Annotated in this window: 21 protein-coding genes; all 21 read right to left on the minus strand. The window is 46.3% G+C overall.

Features of this window, described 5'->3' with window-relative positions:
- Positions 1-10 precede the first annotated feature (10 nt).
- The 21 genes from rng to L4D09_RS07190 all read right to left on the minus strand — a co-directional run bounded on the left by rng (position 11) and on the right by L4D09_RS07190 (position 22,286).
- On the minus strand, positions 11-1,480 hold the full coding sequence (gene rng, locus L4D09_RS07090; protein WP_428456793.1) for a ribonuclease G: 1,470 nt from the start codon (positions 1,478-1,480) through the stop codon (positions 11-13).
- Between the two features lie 8 nt (positions 1,481-1,488).
- On the minus strand, positions 1,489-2,067 hold the full coding sequence (locus L4D09_RS07095; protein WP_428456794.1) for a Maf family protein: 579 nt from the start codon (positions 2,065-2,067) through the stop codon (positions 1,489-1,491).
- A 109-nt stretch (positions 2,068-2,176) separates the two neighbouring features.
- Positions 2,177-2,665, minus strand: coding sequence for a rod shape-determining protein MreD (gene mreD, locus L4D09_RS07100; RefSeq protein WP_428456795.1), 489 nt, complete (start codon positions 2,663-2,665; stop codon positions 2,177-2,179).
- Positions 2,655-3,515, minus strand: a complete 861-nt coding sequence (gene mreC / locus L4D09_RS07105; RefSeq protein ID WP_428456796.1) for a rod shape-determining protein MreC — start codon at positions 3,513-3,515, stop codon at positions 2,655-2,657. Before mreC ends, mreD begins: the two co-directional genes overlap by 11 nt.
- Before the next feature lie 40 nt (positions 3,516-3,555).
- Positions 3,556-4,599 (minus strand): rod shape-determining protein, encoded by a 1,044-nt coding sequence (locus tag L4D09_RS07110; protein ID WP_428456797.1) that lies wholly within the window; start codon positions 4,597-4,599, stop codon positions 3,556-3,558.
- Positions 4,600-4,714: 115 nt separating this feature from the next.
- A complete protein-coding gene (locus tag L4D09_RS07115; protein WP_428456798.1) occupies positions 4,715-9,115 on the minus strand; it encodes a DUF6701 domain-containing protein in 4,401 nt (1,466 codons plus the stop codon).
- A complete protein-coding gene (locus tag L4D09_RS07120; protein WP_428456799.1) occupies positions 9,108-9,533 on the minus strand; it encodes an MshP protein in 426 nt (141 codons plus the stop codon). The genes L4D09_RS07115 and L4D09_RS07120 overlap by 8 nt, the downstream gene beginning before the upstream one ends.
- Positions 9,523-10,278 (minus strand): PilW family protein, encoded by a 756-nt coding sequence (locus L4D09_RS07125; RefSeq protein WP_428456800.1) that lies wholly within the window; start codon positions 10,276-10,278, stop codon positions 9,523-9,525. Before L4D09_RS07125 ends, L4D09_RS07120 begins: the two co-directional genes overlap by 11 nt.
- Positions 10,278-10,973, minus strand: a complete 696-nt coding sequence (locus L4D09_RS07130; protein ID WP_428456801.1) for a type IV pilus modification PilV family protein — start codon at positions 10,971-10,973, stop codon at positions 10,278-10,280. Before L4D09_RS07130 ends, L4D09_RS07125 begins: the two co-directional genes overlap by 1 nt.
- Positions 10,970-11,479 carry a type II secretion system protein gene (locus tag L4D09_RS07135; protein WP_428456802.1) on the minus strand — a complete coding sequence of 170 codons (510 nt, stop codon included), beginning with the start codon at positions 11,477-11,479 and terminating at the stop codon, positions 10,970-10,972. Before L4D09_RS07135 ends, L4D09_RS07130 begins: the two co-directional genes overlap by 4 nt.
- Positions 11,480-11,579: 100 nt before the next feature.
- A complete protein-coding gene (locus L4D09_RS07140; RefSeq protein ID WP_428456803.1) occupies positions 11,580-12,047 on the minus strand; it encodes a type II secretion system protein in 468 nt (155 codons plus the stop codon).
- 34 nt (positions 12,048-12,081) lie between these two features.
- Positions 12,082-12,660, minus strand: a complete 579-nt coding sequence (locus tag L4D09_RS07145; RefSeq protein ID WP_428456804.1) for a prepilin-type N-terminal cleavage/methylation domain-containing protein — start codon at positions 12,658-12,660, stop codon at positions 12,082-12,084.
- A 36-nt stretch (positions 12,661-12,696) separates the two neighbouring features.
- A complete protein-coding gene (locus L4D09_RS07150; protein WP_428456805.1) occupies positions 12,697-13,185 on the minus strand; it encodes a hypothetical protein in 489 nt (162 codons plus the stop codon).
- The gene (locus L4D09_RS07155) at positions 13,166-14,386 is read right to left on the minus strand and encodes a type II secretion system F family protein (protein ID WP_428456806.1); all 1,221 of its coding nucleotides are present in this window, start codon (positions 14,384-14,386) and stop codon (positions 13,166-13,168) included. The genes L4D09_RS07150 and L4D09_RS07155 overlap by 20 nt, the downstream gene beginning before the upstream one ends.
- Before the next feature lie 13 nt (positions 14,387-14,399).
- The gene (locus L4D09_RS07160; RefSeq protein WP_428456807.1) at positions 14,400-16,121 is read right to left on the minus strand and encodes a GspE/PulE family protein; all 1,722 of its coding nucleotides are present in this window, start codon (positions 16,119-16,121) and stop codon (positions 14,400-14,402) included.
- Between the two features lie 2 nt (positions 16,122-16,123).
- Positions 16,124-17,356, minus strand: coding sequence for a tetratricopeptide repeat protein (locus L4D09_RS07165; protein ID WP_428456808.1), 1,233 nt, complete (start codon positions 17,354-17,356; stop codon positions 16,124-16,126).
- A 5-nt stretch (positions 17,357-17,361) separates the two neighbouring features.
- Positions 17,362-18,210, minus strand: coding sequence for an ExeA family protein (locus L4D09_RS07170; RefSeq protein ID WP_428456809.1), 849 nt, complete (start codon positions 18,208-18,210; stop codon positions 17,362-17,364).
- A 9-nt stretch (positions 18,211-18,219) separates the two neighbouring features.
- Positions 18,220-19,893, minus strand: coding sequence for a pilus (MSHA type) biogenesis protein MshL (gene mshL, locus L4D09_RS07175; protein WP_428456810.1), 1,674 nt, complete (start codon positions 19,891-19,893; stop codon positions 18,220-18,222).
- 17 nt (positions 19,894-19,910) lie between these two features.
- Positions 19,911-20,240 carry an MSHA biogenesis protein MshK gene (locus L4D09_RS07180; protein ID WP_428456811.1) on the minus strand — a complete coding sequence of 110 codons (330 nt, stop codon included), beginning with the start codon at positions 20,238-20,240 and terminating at the stop codon, positions 19,911-19,913.
- Positions 20,233-20,868 (minus strand): MSHA biogenesis protein MshJ, encoded by a 636-nt coding sequence (locus L4D09_RS07185; RefSeq protein ID WP_428456812.1) that lies wholly within the window; start codon positions 20,866-20,868, stop codon positions 20,233-20,235. The genes L4D09_RS07180 and L4D09_RS07185 overlap by 8 nt, the downstream gene beginning before the upstream one ends.
- Positions 20,865-22,286, minus strand: coding sequence for a PilN domain-containing protein (locus L4D09_RS07190; protein ID WP_428456813.1), 1,422 nt, complete (start codon positions 22,284-22,286; stop codon positions 20,865-20,867). The genes L4D09_RS07185 and L4D09_RS07190 overlap by 4 nt, the downstream gene beginning before the upstream one ends.
- Between the last annotated feature and the right edge of the window lie 237 nt (positions 22,287-22,523).

A 22,523-nucleotide genomic window follows, 5' to 3' on the forward strand; every position in this document is an offset into this window, starting at 1 on the left:
CTCGCAATATTTACATCATAACGACGTCAAACTGTTCTTGAATATACAGTGGCTCAGCTTTGATCTTGACTTGTTTGCCAATGAAAACTTCAAGCTCTGCCAGTGCATGGTACTCGTCACCCGCCAAGGCTTCTGCAACCGCAGGAGAGACATATACCACGAAGCGATCTGCATCATAAGCACGATTCACTCGGGTGATTTCACGTAAAATCTCGTAACACACACTCTCAACGGTTTTCACCGTACCACGGCCTTCACAGGTCGGGCAGGTATCACAGAGTACATGCTCGATACTTTCACGCGTACGCTTACGCGTCATCTCGACCAAACCTAGCTGGGTAAAGCCATTGATATTCGTTTTAACCCGATCATAAGATAGCGCTTGCTCAAGAGCAATCAGTACCCGACGCTGGTGATCTTCCAAGGCCATATCGATAAAGTCGATAATAATGATGCCACCAAGGTTACGTAAGCGTAGTTGGCGAGCAATGGCCTTGGTTGCCTCGATATTGGTATTGAAAATAGTCTCTTCAAGGTTACGGCGACCGACAAATGCACCAGTATTAATGTCGACCGTTGTCATCGCCTCAGTCTGATCAATGATCAGGTAACCACCTGATTTAAGTTCAACTTTGCGATCTAGAGAACGCTGAATTTCATTTTCAGTATCGTATAGATCAAAGATAGGCTGCTCACCAGCATAATACTCAAGTTTATCACTCAACTCAGGGACAAATTCATCCGTAAATTCTTTAAGCTTCTCGAAGCCTAAGCGTGAATCAACCTGAATACAATCAAGTTCTGTGCCGACAAAGTCACGTAAAATACGTTGCGCCAGACCTAACTCACCATAAAGCATTGATTTTGGCTTATGTTTAGCGCGACGCTCTAATACTTTTCGCCATAAATGCTTTAGAAAAGCGGCATCTTGAGCAAGCTCTTCCGACGTAGCACCTTCAGCGGCAGTACGAATGATAAAGCCACCAAGGTCGTCACAATGTTTATTGACTACTTTCTTAAGGCGTTCACGTTCTTTCTCGCTCTCAATACGCTGAGAAACACCAACGTGACCAGCCCCTGGCATGAACACTAAGTAACGAGAAGGCAATGTCACATCCGTCGTTAAACGTGCCCCTTTGGTGCCTAATGGATCTTTGACAACCTGAACAACGAGATCTTGCCCTTGACGCACCAGTTCAGATATATCACGTACCTGAAACTGCTGCTTTTCATTTTCTGCCACACATTCTGTATGGGGAACAATATCGGAAGCATGCAAAAATGCCGCTTTGTCGAGACCTATATCAACAAATGCAGCTTGCATACCTGGCAATACGCGGCTCACTCGGCCTTTATAAATATTGCCAACAATACCGCGCTTTGATTCGCGCTCGATATGGATTTCCTGAAGGTTGCCCGCTTCAATCATTGCAACGCGAGTTTCACTCGGCGTGACGTTAATTAGCAGCTCTGTGCTCATGGTTGCCTCTAAATTGATAAACTTAAAAAGTCTTGAACCATGATGTCGGTCTCCACTAAAGGTAACCCCACCACAGCGTAATAACTGCCATCGATTCGTTCGATAAATTTGCCGCCAATCCCCTGAATACCATAACTTCCGGCTTTATCTTGCGGCTCGCCACTGTGCCAATAGGCTTCAATTTCTTTATCAGACAATGTCTTAAACCAAACGTTCGTAATAACAAGCGTGGTTTGTTGTCTCATAGCTGTTGCCAATGTCACGGAAGTCATGACTTGATGCTGACGCCCAGAAAGCAGCGATAACATTCGCTTGGCATCCGCAAAGTCTTGGGGTTTCTCCAAAATTGTTTCATCAACCACCACGATGGTATCGGCGCCCAATACTGGCCGCTGCCCATCAGAAGCCGCTACACCAGCAGTGGCTTTCTCTTTTGATAAACGCTGTACATAGTCAGCGGGCAATTCACCTGGTTGATGTTGCTCTTCAACATCAACGACGATTCGCTCAAAGGTATAACCTAGTTGAGTGAGTAATTCCTTACGGCGAGGAGAGCCAGAAGCTAAATACAGTTGCAGTGTCGACATGATGATAACATTAATTTTGTTTAGTATGACAAATCAATACGACCTGTTCATTGGTACTCGATGGTAATGTTACAAACTAGCATCGAACAGATCGTATTGGGAGAAAAGTTTAACGAATTGAGAACTTACGACGCATTCGCCGTAGCAGTAAGAACAGCCATGGCCACAACAGGAAGTTAAGCAATACAGACCAAAGTTGCTGCGGGTCAAACGTGATCACTGAAACTAGGTATTCCGCCCAAAACTCGACCAGCTTGCCACCCAGCGTTAATAGTGCCACCAGCATCGCTTGTTGCCACAAAGAAAGGTTTCGCAGCACCTGAAAGTTCAACGCTACTATATAACATAGCACCGACATCATCAGTCCACGTACACCAAGGGTTGAGCCCAGCATTAAGTCCCATAGCAAGCCAAGTAACAGTGCTGTGCCAACATTCACGCGATGTGGTAGTGCCAGCACCCAATAAAAGGCCACCAAGGTTACCCAAGATGGGCGAAAATATTCCAATTCACCCGGCCACGGCGCGGCTTGTAGCACCAAGGCAATAATGAAAGACAGCCAAATCCACACGCGGCCATTAGGTTTACTATGCGCCACTATTGAACTCCCCTTCACTTAACGTTTCATTCGGTGTTGGCCAAACCAACAGCAAATAACGCAGACGATCAAACTGTACAGCAGGCCTTGCATTGATTTGAGCAAATGGTCGTTTATTATCAAATGAGAACTCTGTGATATACCCAACAGGGTAACCTTCAGGATAGCGCCCACCTAAACCTGAGCTGACCAAGAGATCACCCACTTCGATATCAGTACTGCTTGGTACGTGCTCAAGCTGGATCTGACCGATTTGTCCACTGCCCGAAGCGATAACGCGAATATCATTACGAACGACTTGCACCGGGATCGCGTGCGATGGGTCAATGAGCAACAGCACACGACTGTTATGGGCGCCGACATACGACACCTGACCAACAATTCCTCTTTCGTTGATCACGGGTTGACCTTCGTAAACACCGTCAATCCGGCCTTTATCGATCATGACTTGATGGCTATAAGGATCGGAATCGACCGCCATAACTTCAGCAATCAATTTTTTTTCATCACGCACAAATGGAGAGCCTAATAGCTCCCGTAAACGCTGGTTTTCTTGCTTTAATTGCTCAAGCAACAGAACATCACTCTGCTGAACAAGCAAATCTCGTTTCAGTGCTTTATTTTCAACCAATAACCGTTGGCGAGAGCTAAACTGCCCTGATACGCCATCTAGCATATCGCGGGGTAAGTTTGCAGCATATTGAAGAGGGGCAATGGCCGAGTTCAATAAATAACGGACATTGGCGAAGGCATCAAGACGACTGTCGGCCAGCATTAAGCCAACCGACAGTAAAATGGCAAGAAACAGGCGTAACTGCAGGGATGGTCCCCTGCCAAATATAGGTTTCATGTAACGCTATAACCTGTTTGTTGACATGCCCAAGAGGGCATTATTCTTCGCTGAATAGATCGCCACCGTGCATGTCGATCATTTCTAAGGCCTTACCGCCACCTAGAGCAACACAAGTCAGTGGTTCATCGGCCACAACAACTGGAATACCGGTTTCTTCGGTCAGTAGACGATCAAGGTCACGCAGAAGCGCACCACCACCAGTCAGCACCATACCGCGCTCTGAAATATCAGAAGCTAGCTCTGGCGGACACTGCTCAAGTGCAACCATAACCGCAGAAACAATACCCGTTAACGGCTCTTGCAGTGCTTCAAGAATTTCATTTGAATTAAGGGTAAAGCTACGAGGAACACCTTCTGCTAGGTTACGGCCTCGAACTTCAATCTCACGTACTTCATCGCCAGGGTAAGCTGAACCGATTTCGTGCTTAATGCGCTCTGCTGTTGCTTCACCAATTAGGCTACCGTAGTTACGGCGAACATAGTTGATCACAGCTTCATCGAAGCGGTCACCACCAATACGAACAGATGATGAGTACACCACACCGTTAAGTGAAATAACGGCAACTTCCGTTGTACCACCACCGATATCGATAACCATCGAACCTGTCGCTTCAGAGACTGGCATTCCCGCACCGATTGCCGCAGCCATTGGCTCGTCAATCAAATACACTTCACGCGCACCAGCACCTTGTGCTGATTCACGAATAGCACGGCGCTCTACTTGGGTAGAACCACACGGTACAGCGACTAAAACTCGTGGACTTGGACGCAACAGGCTATTGTCGTGTACCTGCTTGATAAAATGCTGAAGCATTTTTTCAGTTACGTAGAAGTCAGCGATAACACCGTCTTTCATCGGTCGAATCGCAGCAATATTACCCGGAGTACGGCCTAGCATCTGCTTGGCATCATGACCGACTGCGGCCACACTTTTGGTTGCTCCGGCGCGATCCTGACGGATCGCTACTACTGATGGTTCATCGAGTACGATGCCCTGTCCTTTGACATAAATAAGAGTATTGGCGGTACCCAAGTCAATAGACAGGTCATTAGAAAACATGCCACGAAGTTTTTTAAACATAGTCTTCGGCTAATCCTGCAAGCTTACAAATTCGTTAAATTGCGCTAAATGTATCAAGGGGCGCGGATCGAGACAAGGTAAGCTTTGTCAAACCTGCCACAGATCCGCATTTTATTTAATTGAGCAATGTATTAATGCCCTTTTCACCACGGTAGAGAATACGATCGTTACCGCGATAGACACCAAAGGTCACCACGGCCGAGGGACTTTCATCGCCTTTGCCGCGCCAATCATAGGTTAGCCATGGCGCATCTACCATACCAGATGTACAGTGAATATCCTCATCATTAAGAGGATCGACCTTTTGTGGCGTAGTATTTACTAACTTCAACCAAAAACGCGTTTGCTCACGGTATCCCATCACGGGTTTTCCGTCCTCTTTGTGTGGGAGTGCAACAAGCTGCCCTGAACTGGCCTCCCCGCCCACAACGTTTCCAGCGCCCTGCAATTCAGAATTACTGGCGACAGTACTATCCGATTGAGCAATCATTTGTTTACAAGAGTATTGGCTATCATAAACCGACAAGTTATCGTCTTGATTAGTAACAAAACCATCATTAGTCCAATATTCAGTTCGAAGCGGTACAGGAATTTGACTATCAGAAACCCCTGCCGCATCATCCATCGCCATTCGCCCATAACGCAATACGGGTGCATTGCTAAATGGCGCCATTTCTTGGGTCAAAATACTGCCTTGCACTTCAACGTTTGTTCCTGATACAGAAAGGATTTCAGTAGGATCTGCACTTTGGGCAATATACAAACCCCAAGTGCTATTATTGCTATCCCATGGTATTTCTTTCACTGTAGAGGCAGAACCAAACCCTTTACGTTCCAGCTTCCAATCCATCAAGGTTGCATTATTTTCCCAACCTAACCATGCACCTCGTGGTAGCAACCGCGTAGCAAAGCTCTCGCCACTCCCGTCAATGGCTTCTAGCGCCAACCTTGCTTGATAGTTTTGTAAAAAATAAGCGTAATTAGCAACGGTCTTGCCAGACTGATTTTTGGGTAACACTGAAAAGCGAGCACGAAATTCCTGCCCTAAATATGCAAAACCACTCTGAGCACCACTGCCATTGCGGGGATACGTAAAGTCATTTCCGCTTTGTACTTCTACATAAGCAGGATAAAAGCGACCAACGGGGCGAGAACCCATATTAATATCCATTCCAAGGTAGCTCGCTTGGGTATCGGCTTGAAGCCAAATACTGCCCACTTCATCCCAACTAGCTATAAATGGGGTCTCTTTTATTTGTGTATTAAGCAAAGGTGAGCTGGTAAGAGAGCCGCCCTCATATAAATCCGAGTCTAAAGCAACTCTATCTGTATATGGGTCAGGTGGAGAGTGAGGTTGTTCCGGTATACTTAGCTCAACATTTGCGATGGGGGCATCAGAGACATAAAAATTATCTGTTACCAAACGCTGACACATTCCGCGGCTATCCACGGTAGCTGTCGCATTGCCTTCTATATTAATATCATTGCGACCTTCATCTTCTGTTAGCCAGATCACTGGTTTCACTGCGGTACTGAAACTCTCCCCCGATGCCATATAGCCACTGCCACTCGCAGAAGTACCTGCTGCGCTCTCAATAAAAGGGTAAGCTGCATTACACAAGGCAAATGTATAAGGGCGCGACCACACCGACTGTGTCCCTTCCAGCTGAGTCCAGTCCCCCAGCGTATACTGTGCGAGCGTTTGGCTATCCGGTAAAATTTCGCACCCTTCTGCAAGGCTACATTTAGGATCAGTCAGGGTTAAGGTTGTTTTACCTGCATCGAGGTACCTTAATTCGGCGGTTGCAATGCCACGCTTAAAGTCGAGTTCAATTTCATCACTCACCCAATTTGCGGTTGTGGTAGCTGCCCGTAGTTCAATATTTTGACTGCCAGTATTGGGGGCGTCATAGCGAGTACCGAGTGTCAGGGTGCGCTTACCATCATAGCCAACCGATACCTCATCGCTATTATCGGTTTTACAGGCTTTGGCTTTGATACTTATGGTTGCCGGCTTTCCGGCAACGGTCGGAAGGTAACTGTCAGCAATTTCAAACTTAAACGGCACAAAACCATACTGGCCTGTGGCACTCTTCCCACTGTTAGTCGAGAGGCGGCCAGTTGCCGAAATAGTGCCAACCACATCACTCTTCAGCCATAGGCTCACCTTGCCGTCAGTATCAACGTTAAGTGCATGGCTCTGGCTAATGTCGAGTTTTCCTGCATCTCCGCCTTGCTCACTAAGATACCAAAAAGCCTTGTTCGCCGTCGTTAGCGTACTGGTGATATTGACCTGACCATCATAGCTACCGGCAGGAGCGCCATTTTCGTCCAGCACTTGAAACTCGACGGGCTGGCGATCACACGTCAGTGATAAATCTTGCTCTGGGCTAACAGTAATTTGATAGTTTTGCTCAGGAGGTGTGAAACACATGCCACCGCTACGTATGTTACTGGTTCCAGACATAAATACCTGACGAGCAGTCACTGCTCCTGTAATGGTGGCAGGCATTTGGGTAATGTCGTCGTTGAAGTTAAATTTGGAATCGAGGGTTACTTGGTTTTCCGAGTACACCATGCCATGGAATGTGGTCTCACCTGTTAGGTGTATATTGGCATTAGCTCCCACACCGACCAAAATGAAATCATCTGGATTACCGCTGTGGTTGATGGATGAATCAATATTAGTTTGAAGTCTCTCCACAAATAACCGGACTTTTATTCCATCAGAAACCACTAACTTTGCTTGGCCATTGAGGGTTAAATTTCTAATCCAATAATCACCGCTCGCTGCAAGCTTCACCGTTGAAGTCGAGCCCGCTTCTATTCTTTGGTATGTCTTCTCAAAAGAAATAACGTGTGTTTTACCGTCATAAAACGACTCACTGCTACCACCGCTTGGAAATTGAGGTAAATCCACAGAATCTACAACAAGATTCTGATTTAACTGACACTTCCAAGAGGCACTATCAGTACGGCATGATTCATCGCCTAAACCAGAGCCATCATTTATAGAATTGAACCCCAATTTGAAGTTTTCAACCTGACCATGAATAAAGCCCTGATCATAGATCTCAATCTTTCCTTGCTCGGAGTGTGACTGCACTGGACCTGGGAAGTATTCACAATGCTCCGGCATTTGAAAATCCGTACCAAACGCAAAATAACCGACATCCTCTGCGCTACGATGCTTACGGCTACCCAAGGTATCTTCGTCAAACACAAAGCTAAAATCAGACGGTGTTAACTCACAACGACGGATCCAACCACCATGGGGGCCATTACGGGTTTGCTTCATCCCGACGACACCAAGTTGTACGGTATAATTGTTTGCAAAGGGGACTCGCAGGTTTTGACATGACTCAGCCAATGTTCCCGTTTGATTTAAATTTCGCACAACACCAAACTCAAATTTTATTCCGGTATCTGTCTCGCCAGTTCCCACACTACTAGCTAAGAAAGCGACACGACGCTTGTTAGCTGGGTGCACGGTTCCCCGCCCTAGCTCAATCGCTAAATCACTTTTTCCAGCGGTAATATTTGTAATCGCAGAAGTAGAAAAAATATGATCTCTATTGAGCCCTTGCTGCTGGGTTAAAAATACAGGATCAGACAACGAGCCTCCCCCCCAGTCAGACAATGCAATATCGCGTTCCCAGCCTCGGTCATCGCCTGATGTTGCTTGATATTCAGTGGTATCGACATAACCCGCAACCACTTCTTTACCATGAAAATTCGCCTTTCCAGGCTCCATGATTAAGTAACTGACCTGAGTCATCGTTGCTGCGGCTCCGATTCCAGAAGGCGATACTTGCTCAATAATTACTTTTCCATCATTCAAATCAACCGATTTTACGGCAAGAGTTGCGGGGGGATCGTCATCTGGTGAGCCTTGATCTATGGTCGGCATCAAAAAGACCAATGGCTTAAAGGTATATTGATCAATATTATCTATTAGAATTTCACACTCAGCTGCGCTACATGACTGAGTACCAAATTGAAATTGAGCATCGTCGCTATATTCAGGCTCTTCAGGTAAGGGAGGAGGACCCGGTTGTTCACAACGAAAGTCATCAACATCACCACCATCTGGTTTCACTGTAATATCAGCGGCTTTCAATCCATCTAAATCGGCCCATCGAGTCTGCTGAAGGACCCATTGGCCATTAACTTTTAGGTAATAATGTAAATTCCCTGCTTTTTGATTTGAGTACCCGGAATGCTCGTACCACAACCAAACACTATAATCGCGCTCTTCTTTCATCCATCTTTCGTAAATAACTTCATTAGTGACACTTGAGTCATTGGTCCAAAGCGGCCGTTTTCTCTTATTAGAAGTGTTACCGTGGCTTTGATAAGCCATGATTGTTTCTTCCAATTCAGCATCATCAATATCAAAAGAAACACTGAAATCAGCCTTACTATTTACATGACAAAAATCATCGTCATCATCGGCATAACTGGAAAATGGTACCACCAAGATCAACAAAAAAAGCAGGCTAATTATCTTATTCATTATTTAAATCCTTGGCCCACGCTTCCTGAGTCCTCGTGGTTTCAAACATCCCCGTTCCACAGGTTGCGGTCGCTTCTAATTGATATTTATATTTTTTAGATTCAGCGCTACCATATTCATGCTTGGTGCAAACAAGCTTTAATGCTTGACAGTTAAATAAGCTAGGAGACAGCTCACCGGTATATTCTTTGCAGTATTCAGGCTTCGAGCTTACTTCCCCTAACGGGAACAGTTTACTCAGCATATACTCATTACCAGAATGGGCGGCGTACCACGCCCTGGTCGCAAACACTTCTCGCGAGGTGGTATCTTGGCTCGACCAGTCAATCTTAATCATCGCCGAGGCCATTACCGCCATCACGGTAATAACGAATATTGACACAATCAGCGCACTGCCGCGTTGCCTGCTATAAAACATTGATCACCTGTACTGTATGCTCATAAGTTGAGATTTCGCCAGTCTGTTCACGCATAATGGCAAGGCGAATGTGCACCATGCCATTGCTGTTCATCCCAACGCCTTCAGCATTGAAACTCACACTCTCAACGTCTTTGGCTATCAGGTTATTATTAGACGGTATGGCATTACTCACTAAGCGATGTAATGAATTGAACGTCGCATCAAAGCAATAGCTCACTTTTTCGCTGTAACTATACAGACGGTTGGCGGGTGATGACGATGCTAGCGGAAGTGCCAGAGTCGCTGTCAGCACCCCATCATCGCTGCTCTGTTCAACGGTACGAATAGTGTTTCGTTTTTCGTCATATTGTTTCGCCGATGAAAGGCCAATCGCCATCCAAGCATTAGATTGAATTGCCGTCCACTCATCAACGCTGCCCACTGTAGGGGAAAAGTCCAGCGCCGTATTGATAGGCTCTGCAAGATAAAAGCCCGATAGTTTTACCGGATAGAAAGAAAGACATCGCCCAGACGAGTTAACCTCAACACTATTGGGGGCGGCATGGCGAATTTCTCGGGTCATTTTCTCTAGCGCAAAGCGAGCGATTGATTGCGCCCGATCCCGGTTAACCGTACCGATATAGCCTTGTGCGCCAAGTTGAAGGTAGCTGCCAATGGCCAATGAAATGATCGCGAGGATCACCAAGGCAATCACCATTTCCATCAAGGTAAAACCCTGCTGCATGCGTTTGAAGCTGCCCATCAGTAGTTACTCCTGTAGGCAACAAACTCATATTGCCCATAACTACCCGTATTTATCTCAACTTCAATTCGCTTATGCTGACGGGGTGGTATTTCAAGGTTAAGGCTATCTGGATAGCTCACCTTTACATTAACCGTGATATTCTTGTAATACTCATTGCTGGTACCACCCGCTGTTTCAACCAAACTTTCAACAAAGCCACGCCAAGGGAAAGTGCTGTTTTCACCGAAGTTCCTTTCGCGGCATAAGGCTAAATCCCCCCAGCAACCATGAAAATCATCGACATCATTGGCAATTTCAACCCTTAAGCCTCTACCAAGCAAGTTACCACTGACCGGATCAACGTAATCATAATATTCGCTTATATCATCTTCAGGCCAACGAAAACCCGAGCCAGCAATAATAGGTTGAGAGCATTCCTGATAGAACTCTACGCCTTGAATGAGAACGGATTCACCACATCGAATACGGCTATCATTAAACGGGTCTGAATGCTCATCAAACTTGCGCGAGAGGATCTCATTAAGAAAGGCATTCCCGATGGCCGCCGCTCGCGCCTGATAATATGGCGTAGCAGAGCGTTGTACCTGAGGAAATAGAAAACTGGTTAGCGTTACCATTGCTATGCCAAGAATAACAATGGTGATAATGCCTTCAATCAAGGTAAAGCCACGCTGTGAATTTGGCCTTTTCATGAGCACACCCCAGACCACATATAACCTTCAGCATTAATACACATTGTTGCTTGCTCATTACTTCGCGAGGTAAACGTCACCTCACAGGTTGCTGATTGGCAAATAGCGACCTTTTGGTTGTTGCGATTAAACATAAACGGCCGCCCCAATATATCGAAGTACATCGTTGATATACCGTTATTAATAGCGAAGCTTACCTTGTCGTTATCGGTGCTTAACCAGCGGCTAAAATCTTGATTAGATGAACATGACAGCGAGCCAAAATAATCACTGGTGATCTTTAGCGCAAGGCACTGACTAGGATCATCACTGGGGGTATTTATTGCTTGGTTCATGCCCATGACTTGGATCTGACGGGCGATCGAGATAGCCTGATCGCGGGCAACATAGGCATCAAAACCGCTGCTTCCCATCATGCGTGAAGCAGCCGTGACCGAGATAATGCCCACCAGCATTATCACGACAATCACTTCGATTAAGGAAAAACCGCGCTGGGCTCTGGGCATTATTCACCCTGAAGGTTTTATGGAATGGAAAATCTATTTAATAAAAACATCATTATGATGCCCTTATTAAATAGCGCTCCGAGGAGCGCTATTCTAAAACTTATTTAGTACCGATACATGCTGCACCAGTTTCAAATTTTGTCGATGCCGCTTGAGAAACGCTAAGCGCTTGAGAATAAGTAACAATACAACCCGTAGGGTTTGCCTCACTATTTCCATTGTATGTATACACAACAGCTGCTGGCGAAGTTGTTTCTTTAACAAACTGCCAATCTTCAAGACCTGTAACAGCAAGCTTTAACGCTGCTGAAGTTGCTTTTGGATAGCCAAATGCTGTTGGGATCCCATTAACTGAAGTATCACCATTTGCTTCTAAACCATTGATAGCCGCTTTACCGTAAGTAATACCGGCAGCGCCATCAATTGCGCCTTTCAGGCCTTGCAGGGCAGAGCCACGAGCATCATTTTGTAGGTTCAAAAAACGTGGTGCTGCTGTAACCGCCAGAATACCTAGGATTACGATAACCACTACCATTTCAATTAGCGTAAAGCCGCCTTGACGTTTCATAACATTCTCCATTATTTCTTAGTATAAATACGGCTTAGCGTATTTCAGTTTGCACCAAGCCTCTAACGGGCTGATAAGTAAAGTAGTGACCAGAAGTCACATTGGTTGAACCACTACCGTCACTACCCGTTGATGCCAACTGATAGTAGCGACAAGCATTCATGCTGTTTTCTGTCACCAATTCTGTATAGAACAGGTATTTACCACCTTGAGCATCAGTGCTTTCACTGGTGACTTTGGGTGGGTTTTGCAGCAGGTTATCCATTAGCGCAACGCAATCTGTCACTGCCATGCTACCAATATCTTTGTTGAGCAACGAAACCGGATAGCCAATGCTCGGATCAGACGTATCGCCCGCTTGGGTTAAGTAAATATCCGTACCGTCATAATCAACCATATTACGGCCTGCATTTTGTGGTCTGCCATAGGCTTCCCACTGAGCACGCACCGACAACACTGCGGTTGCATAGCCACCAGCTACACCTTCAATTGATGCCTTCTTGGCTTCATCGGTCACATTCATAAAGCGTGGTAATGCAGCAACCGCCAGCAATCCGACAACAATAATCACAATGACTAGTTCAACCAGAGAAAAGCCAGACTGTTTCTTCATGTCACTTCTGCCTTTATCTAATTAGTCAAATCTGCATCACCGTAATTCGGTGAGCGTCAAAAAACTGTCGATTCGTATTGTCTCATTTTCATAAAATAATGCTAGCCACTTTCCACTACTAATTTTGAAATTGCATGAATTATAATAAGTTGATCTCATTTCTTTTTTTTCAACAAGATCAAGGTATGACACGGGGTTGAACCTTGATGAAAGTAGTTCCCACGTTTTTTGGCAGTTAATTTGCTGTCCACTCAGCACAATTGGCCATCCCTTTTGAGTAAAAGAGACGTTAACTCCGTTTACCGTCACCCGTTCAGGTTTATCGCTTAACTCCCACTCCTGGCGTAGAGAAGCCGCACTTTTAACAAGAGTCTGAGTCAGTACACGGAGTTGAGTTTGTTCAGCCTTCTCATTCACCTTTTGCCACTGGGTCAACAGCACCGAAATGATCATAAAAATAGCCGATAAGAGAATAATGTGATGAATGCGGCTATGCTGTTTTGCGTTAAACGCCTCTAGCCACATCGAGCAAGCTCCACATTGGAAGGAAAATACCAAGTGCAAGAATGAGCACCATAATAGCTACCACTAACAACAACATAGGCTCAACACGAGCAGTCAGGGTTTTGAGATCATAATCGACTTCGCGATCATAAAAGTCAGAGGCTTCAAGCAGTAAGTCGTCAACCTGACCCGTCTCTTCACCCACCGCGATCATTTGAAGGACTAACGGGGTAAAAATACCCGATTGACTCGCAGTGCTGGCAATACTCGCTCCCCCCTCGATGCCATTTTTCATCTCAATAAGGCGGTTTTCTAAATAGCGATTACCCAATGCCTCGGCTGACATTTGAATCGCTTGGTTCAAGGGGACACCGGCACGAAGCATTAATGAGAAAGTACGTGAAAAGCGTGATAACTGAGATCGGTTAACGATATCGCCAATAACTGGTACTTTAAGCCGCCAATGATCCCACTTTTCGTTACCGACAGGCGTTTGACGCCATACCCTTATACCAATCCATGATACCAATATGCCGCCAACCATTAATGGCCAATAATTAACGAACGCATTCGAGGTCCCAATTAGGATCCGAGTCGGCAAAGGTAAATCAACGCCAAAACGACTAAACATAGAGGAGAACTGAGGGATAACTTTAATATTCAGCACTGCCATGGCGATCATAATTGCAGTGATCACAAACATTGGGTAGCGCATCGCAGACTTGATTCGGCGACGGGTTTCCATTTCTTGCTCATAATAATGAGCCAGTTGCAGCAGTGAATCATCTAAGCGACCAGTATTTTCCCCTACTTGGATCATCGAAACAAACAGCTCTGAAAATACACGAGGATGCTGCTTCATCGACGCTGACAGCGACTTACCGTTGGTCAACTCATCAACAACCGTATCCAGCGTACTCTTCATCAATGGATGACCGGAGCTTTGCCCTAGCCCTTTAATTGACCTTAACAAAGGTACACCAGCTTTGGTTAAGCTATAAAGTTGACGACAAAAGACAACTAAGGCATCAAGGGGGATATGGCTCTTGAATAGATTTTGGAAATCCCCACCACTACGCTGAGCTTGGCCTTGTCGGATTTCAAGCGGAATGATCCCCTGACGAATAAGTAGATCGGCGGCAGCATCTTGTGATGCAGCTTCGATTTTGCCACGCTGTAGCTCACCTTGAGCACCACGTCCACGGTAGATAAATTGCGGCATTACACACTCCTACTCATGAACCCAGCACAAAACCATCATGCTCATCGCCTTCGCCCAGTAACAGCACTTCATCAAGGCTCGTCATTCCTTGTTGCGCTAATGCCATTGCAGATTCCACAAGCGGTTTATAGCCTTCTGACTGACGCGCAATTTGACTAAAACCTACCGCATCATTAGCACGTAATGCATCCATCATTGCTGGTTTCATTTCGAGTAACTCAAACACCCCGATTCGCCCTTTGTAACCCGTAAAGTTACAACTTTGGCAGCCTTTCCCTTTCTTGAAAGTGGTCTTTTCTAGATGAGGAAAACGTGCCATTAACCACTGCTGCTTAGCATGTTCAGGGGTTTCTACTTCTGCACACTCTTGGCACACTCGTCGTACTAATCGCTGTGCCAGTACCGCACGTACCGCACTCGCCACTAAATACCCTGGGGCTTCCATATCCATCATGCGCAGTGCACTGTCGACAGCATCATTGGTATGAAGTGTTGATAATACGAGGTGGCCAGTTAATGCAGATCGCAGACCAATCTCGACCGTTTCTTGATCGCGCATTTCACCGACAAGAATAATATCGGGATCTTGTCGCAAGAATGTCCGTAGTATCGATGAAAATGACAGGCCGATTTTACTGTTGACCTGAACCTGATTGACCCTAGGTAAGCGATATTCAACGGGGTCTTCCGCGGTGATCAACTTCTTACCCGGCTTATTCAATTCACTGAGTGCGCCATATAGCGTGGTGGTTTTACCCGATCCTGTTGGGCCTGTTACCAAAATCATGCCATGAGGGCGCTTTAACTGCCGACGGAAACGCTGCAAGATATCTGCAGGCATGCCGATTTGTTCAAGGCTTAAAATGCCAGAAGACTGATTAAGCAAGCGCATAACAACCGACTCGCCATGCTGTACTGGCATGGTGGAAACACGCACATCCACAGAGCAACCGCGTACTTTAACGTTAAAGCGGCCATCTTGCGGCAAGCGTTTTTCTGAGATATCTAGCCCACTCATCAACTTCAGACGTAAAACAAGTGCGGAGGCAACCGTCGATTCATTCAGCAATGTTTCATGCAATATTCCATCAATACGCTGGCGAATACGTAACACGTCGCTATCTGGTTCGATATGAATATCTGATGCCCCCACTTGAATGGCATCTTCGAACAGTGAGTTGATCAGCTTTACCACCGTGACTTCATCGTTATCGTCATTATCAAAGCCAAAATTGAAGTCCGATTGGTGTTGGTGCTCGGCCTGCAATTGCTCAGCAAAAGAGACAATTTCTTGTGTGCGGCGATAGTAGCGGTCAAAAGCGGTGATCAACTGATGCTCAGGGGCTATCACCAATTCCACTCGATATTGCGATAGCTGATCGTAAAGGGCTTCTTGTGCGGCCAGATCGGCGGGATCGCTCATGGCAACACGTACCGTATCGCCATGTAAACCAATCACTAAGCCTCGCAAGCGACGGGCGTGCACTTCTGACAACAATGCGACGGCTTCGGCATCAACAGTAACCCGATGCAAATCGACTAATGGGATATCAAGCTGACGAGAAAGAAACTGCAGCATTTGCTGCTCTGTCAAAAAGCCCATGCTGATCAGGGTATTACCTAGCTTACGCCCAGTAGACTGTTGCTGTAGTAATGCTCGCTCTAGCTGATCTTGGCCAACAATGCCTTCATCAACCAACAAATCACCCAAGCGCTTACGAAGTTTGATTTGCATGGTTAACCCTCTCGGCTTTCTAGTATGGCTAAACGTTGTTGGATAAACTGCTGCGATTGCTGCGAAATACGCCCCATCTGCAGTGCTTGTAAATAAGCTCTTTGGGCTTTATCGTTGGCATCGCTGCGCTCAAGCGCGATCCCCAGCCCCATCCACCAGCGACCATCATAAGGCTCATTTTTTACCAGTTCCTGATAACTACTCATTGCTAATACATTATTTTTTAGCCTTTGCGCCAATGCACCTCGCATCGCCAGATAATCACCATGTACCTCTGTTGGCATCTCAGCCAGTACATTTAAAGCCGCTTGGGGCTGTGACTCATTAACCAATAACTTCGCCATGGTTAAACGCAGATCGGGTTGCTGGGTATCATGGGCAAGGCCCTGTTGTAAGGTCGCCAATGCACGCCGATTCTCCCCTCGACCATAATATAATGCAGACAGCTTTTGGCGGGCGGTTACCCATGTCGGCTGGTATTTAACAGCAGCTTCTAAGTAACGAATGGCTTTAATGATGTCACCATCTTTCAACGCCTTCTCGGCTTTACTGTATTCAACGTTTGCCAGCTGCTCGGCATCCAACTCAATGGATTCGATCATCAAGCCTTCAGGTTGGATAGCTTCCTCGCTAACCAAAGCCGCTAGCGAGTGCTCTGGAATAACAGGTTCTTTTACTGTTTCTACAGGACTCGCGACAGCCGCTACAACCGTAGGCGCCTTCATTGGCTTTTGCTCTACAACGCTGACCTTCGCCACTTTAGCGGTTGGCTTTACCGGCTCGGCATTGTTCGCGACAGGCGTTTTAATTACAGGCTTAACAGGTACTGGTTTTACGTCTTCAACTTGTGTAGCAAGTACTAACCTATCTGCGGGATCTTGAGCTGATGGAGCTCGACTCGCTGAGGGGACTTCTATCTTTGCAACGTCCTCAGAAATAACCGGTGCGATTTTTCCTGTTGGCTCTACAGCAAAAACCGTTGCTTGCTCGCTCTCTTGCAACTCACTCTCTTGCAATACTGGGCTTACCGTCTCATCGGGTTGATGCTTACCAGCACCCAGCCACCAGCCAATGCTTCCAGCGAGGGCTAACCCAGCTACTGCTAGCATAACCCAGTAGGCCGAGTATGATTTTACGATCGGCTTAATGGGTGCAGGCTTTAATACCGCCGCTTTCACTGCACCCTGTTCTTGTTGCTGGCTCAAGGCATTCAGCTTTTTATTCAATTCACTCATAGCTGTTACTGCCATCCCCATAAAACTGGATACGTCCAGCGAGGCTGCCGTGCTCCTAAGGTATCTTTAATTGCCAGCAGAACATCATGGCGGCTGACTTTTAGACGGTTATCACTGCATGCTGCAATCAATGCTTTATGGCATAGCTGATTGATTAACCGAGGGATCCCGTAGCTTGCAGTCCATATCTCTTTATATTGTGCGAGTGAGAACAATGACTGATACTCTTGTTTACTCACACTATTTAGACGGTGCTCGATATAAGCTACCGCTTCAGCCAATTCCAGTTCACGCAAGCAGCTGCGAAAAGTAATTCGCTGGCGAAACTGACGCATATGGTGCTGGGCAAGTCGTTGGTCAAGCTCTGGTTGGCCGAGCAAAATAATGTGCAGCAGTTTTTCGTGCTCGGTTTCTAAGTTACCTAATAAACGGATCACTTCGAGCACTTCATCCGATAGCGCCTGCGCTTCATCGAGTATCAGTACCACCGACTTTCTTTTTGCTTTTCGTTCCAGCAGTGCTTGATGCAGCCGCTCGGTTAATGTCGCGGTATCACCTGTCGAATCAATATTCAGTTCTTTTGCCAGCGCCATTCGTAGTTCATTGCCACAAGCTGCTGGTGTGGGTAAATAAGCTAATTCAAAATGCGCGGGCAATTGATTGATGATCATCCGGCACACGAGTGTTTTTCCGGTACCAACTTCACCAGAGATCTGAATAATGCCCTCTCCCATTTCTAATGCCGCCAAGGTGGTGGTAATCGCCTCGAGATGAGGCGGCAGCGCATGAAAGAACTGCGTATTGGGTGTCAACGCAAAAGGGGCTGATGTTAGGCCAAAGTGCGACAAATACATGCTCACCCCCTACTCAGGGAACCATTCAGTAACCAAAGCACGAGAACGCTCGATCTCTTGCTGCCATGTTTGCTCACCAACCACGGTTGGTTTTAACAAAATCACCAGCTCAGTTTTTGACTGAATTTGGTTTACGTTACGGAACAAGTGGCCCAGCATCGGTATATCACCCAATAGCGGTACTTTAGAAACCTGATCACTGGTCATGGATTTCATCAATCCACCAATAACCACAACATCGCCAGAACGAGCATGGATCACAGAATCAGATTCACGGATCGAACTTTTCGCCAGTGGTAACTGATATGTGCCGAATGTATCGCCAAGGGCAATGTCTTTCACTTCTGTCACAACATCAATAACCGCAGGGTGTACGTGCAGCAATACACCGTCTTGATCATCAATTTGTGGGGTAACATCCAAGGAAATCCCTGAAAAGAAAGGCGTTAGCTCAATATCTGGAGAAGCGGTTCCACCATCACTGTTTACTTCGCCACCCGATACATCTGTCACAAAATACTGATCGCTACCCACTTTTATCACCGCTTTTTGATTATTAGCAGCCGTGATTCTTGGGCTAGACAGAACATTCAAATCACCTTGGGTGTCTAAAAAGCTCAAAACCGCCTCAAAATTGCCATCTGAAATGGTGATATTAGTCTGACCACCTAGCAATGCTGCAATGGGATCACCACCTGGTAAGCCTGGGATATTACCGCTTCCATCAGTGATACTGCCGCGACCGAAAATAATGTCGGTGCCACCAATGCTCTTGGTTATATTGCTCCAGTTAACCCCTTGCTGATAGCCATCACTCAAGGTGACTTCCATAATTTTGGCTTCAAGCACCACTTGGCGCTTAAGGCGTCTTTGTGACACACCAAGAAATTCTTTCACTTCACGCAATTCATTGGGGTAAGCACGAACCGATACCAAACTCGCTTGTGGGGAAACCACAACACTGCGTCCTTGGCCATTACCAATCATCGCTGACACAGCCTTTTCTAGCTGCGCCCAAAAATCACTTTCAGAAACCGTTTCAATCGTCGTTCCGCCAGTCGATGTTCCCGAGCTATTGTTATTACTATTATTGCTATTATTGCTGTTGTTCGAGCTGCTGTTACTTGAATTATTCTGGCTTGAGCTACCCGAGCCATTATTAGAAATAGAGCCAGTTGTTAGCGTTGTCAGGGAAATACCGCGACGTTGCAACTGCAAGTAATCAACCGGTATAACCTCTGAACGTAACGTTGCAGGAAACACCTGAATAATGTTCCCTTTACGGCTAGTGTTGTAACCGTAAATATCTGACACCACCTCCAGCACTTCATCTAACGTTACATCACGTAGTGTCAGGGAAATTCGTCCTTGCACATCAGGGTGAAGCACCATATTAAAAGAGGTGCCTTTTACCAAGCTGCCAAAAAAAGCTTTTGCATCAACATTACGGGCATTCACACGAAAACGCTTTTCCAGCGCAGAATGGCTCGTGTAATCACTGCCACCAAGGTTTGGCATCAGATCATCATTGACTGAATCGGGTAAATCGATCAATGGTCGGCTGTTCGCTTCATTGGCGGCTTCATTGAGCGCACTTTTGACCTCGACAGGGTCTCGGTGTCCCATATTGGTCGAGCACCCCACCAAAGAGGCAATGACGATTGCTATTACTAATCCACGCATGTTTATCACTTAATGTTCTAATCTGATTTTACGTTATCGGCAAAAAGTTCCAGCCGCCACTGCTTGCTGCCTCGTCGAAGAATGACGAAGTCATCTTGAATCGAATCCAAGGTATAGCCACTAACCCTTCCACCTCGCGACACCAAGCTATCATTGAGAATCACCGTACAATTACTGCCTGATTGCTCACAAAATATCCCTTGTAACTGCGGTAAACGCGCCCTTGATGGTGCCGACTTAACCGCAGGAGCTTGCCACCCTAGCGGGGCTGTCGGATCTTGCTTCGCCAGCGCCCCCCCGATTACCGTTAGGTTCACTCCGATGACTATTAATATTGATTTAACCACCAATGAAATCCTTACTTTCACCCAAGGTATATACTTCCAGTTGAATGTCGGCCCAAGGGTAGTTATCAACTTGATAATTAAGGCTCCGCCAATAGTATTTTACGGGGAGTGCCTCTAGCTGCTGCAGGTAGGCAACGACATCAAAATAACGCCCTCGCAAAGTAAGTCTTACGGGGTGAATATAGAAACCTTGGTCGTCGCCACTCAGCAGCTGCACTGATGGCAAAGAAGATAACGAGACAAGCTTCAAACGCTTTGAACGCTGGAGCACCTGCTCCATCAATACCGACATCTCGGTTGCATTGACTAAGCTTGCAACCCTACCGTCAAGCTGCTCATCAAGTAGTGCATTATCCGTCTCAAGTCGGGCAATGCGGGCAGTAACATCAAGGTTCGGGTCCGACTGTAGTTTGCGCTCAATCAGCAGCAATTGGTTATCATTGCTCGTCATGGCATTTGTTACCGATACCAACTGGCGCTTCGCGGCACCGAACGCATTAACCTGAGGCTCAATGACCACCATAAAGCCAACAAATAGCAACGCTATCCAGCCCGATATGGCGATAAGCCATTGCTCACGGCGCGTCAGCAATTCAAACTTGTCACAGACACCCTGCCAGCTGCTCATAATTGCTCCCCTGACGGACCATTGCCTCTTTCAGCCTGTAGCTTAAAAGTCACAATATTTTGCTTATTACGTTCCAAAGACATTAGCTGAAAGCGGCGATCGGCTAAGTCTGGATATGCTTTAAATGCCTTGAGCCAGCTAGGAACAGACGTAGGGGTACGCGCTAAACCTTCCAAATCGAGACGTGGACCCGATACCGAAATTCGCTGTAGCGAAATATCGCCGTCGGCGGCATCAGAGAGTTGCTTCAACATGCTGGCATAGCCCACTTGCAAGCTAATATCATGCATAGCGATAGCTTCTAACGTTGCTTGTTTTGCCGCAAGTTGCTGCTCAAGGCCATCAGCTGCCTCTATTTTAAATGGGCTAGGCAAATGCTTGGCAAGACTTGCCTTCGCACGCTCAAGTTCAGCGTTTTGCGCGGTAAGGCGAGCTTGTTCAGTGATGAGCTTTTGCTGTTGCTGGTAATTCTGCCAGCCATACCAACCAGCGAATGCTCCCATGAAAACCGCAATCGCCAGCCAACTCATTAAAATATTGGGTAGCGTCAAAAAGTTTACAGTTGGCTTAAGCGCATCAGAGTAAAAGTTAATTCCCGCTTGCTCGGGCTCAACAATACCTGCATGAGCGATCCTAGCCGCGTTAGTCGCTAACACGGGATGGCTGGGAGCGACTGCAATAACAACCACGTTTAAGCGCTGGCTAAGCGCATTGGCCAACGCTGCGTCATCATCGTCATCGCATGAAATAAGTAACTGGGTAATCGGCGCATCACGCAGTTGGGCGCTTAGAAAATCTAATGAACGCTGGAGCTCAAGTGCCAAGCTATCAAGCTGTAAACCTTGGGCTAGCGTATCATTCTCGCTCTTCTCCAAGAGCGGTGAAGTAAAACCTCGGAGTTGGCGCTGAAAGCACAATGCTTGCTGTTTAAATGCAGATAATTGCAAGTTGCCTTGCCCACGGCGATGCAGCACCAATTGGTTTTGATTATGCGCGGTAAGTTGCCCCCAAACGACTTCTTCCGCACTCACCCGAACCAGTGAGCATCCAACATCACGAAAAGCGGCAATCAATACATCTAACTGCTTTTTATGGGACACAAACACTTGTAGCCGATCTTTGAGTGGAGCTAAAAAGCCATCAGCCACTAAGTCAGTGGGGGATTCATTCACCAACTCTTTGACCAGATAAGGTAATGCCGTCGAATACTCTTCACGCGGCAACTCGACCTTTTCAATCAGCATGCTTTGATAAAAGCCGTGCCCTAGCACCGCTCGAAAGTCGTAGCCCTTAAGTTGGTGCTTTTCAACAAGTGCCTTTATTGCTTGTCCCCAACTAGCAATGTCGGAGATCGGTTTTTCATCAACTATCCACTCGTTTTCAGCTCGGTACACCAGTACAACGTTATCTGAAAACACCGAGACACCCGCAATATGGCCTTGTCCTTTCTTTTTTATTATTTTGTGGAATAACGTCTTCAATTCTATGGACTACCAGCAAGTGCACATCACATTAATCGAATAATGTAACGCACAGTGATTTAGTTTAAGTTGCGTCAAATATTTGACCATTATAATGAGATTTTAATAATGGAGTAGCATTTTATTGATGTTATTTTGTAAGTTTAGATATATTCCACAACCAAGTTAAGTTAT

This window comes from Photobacterium makurazakiensis, from assembly GCF_050336715.1.
GTDB classification, from domain to species: domain Bacteria; phylum Pseudomonadota; class Gammaproteobacteria; order Enterobacterales; family Vibrionaceae; genus Photobacterium; species Photobacterium makurazakiensis.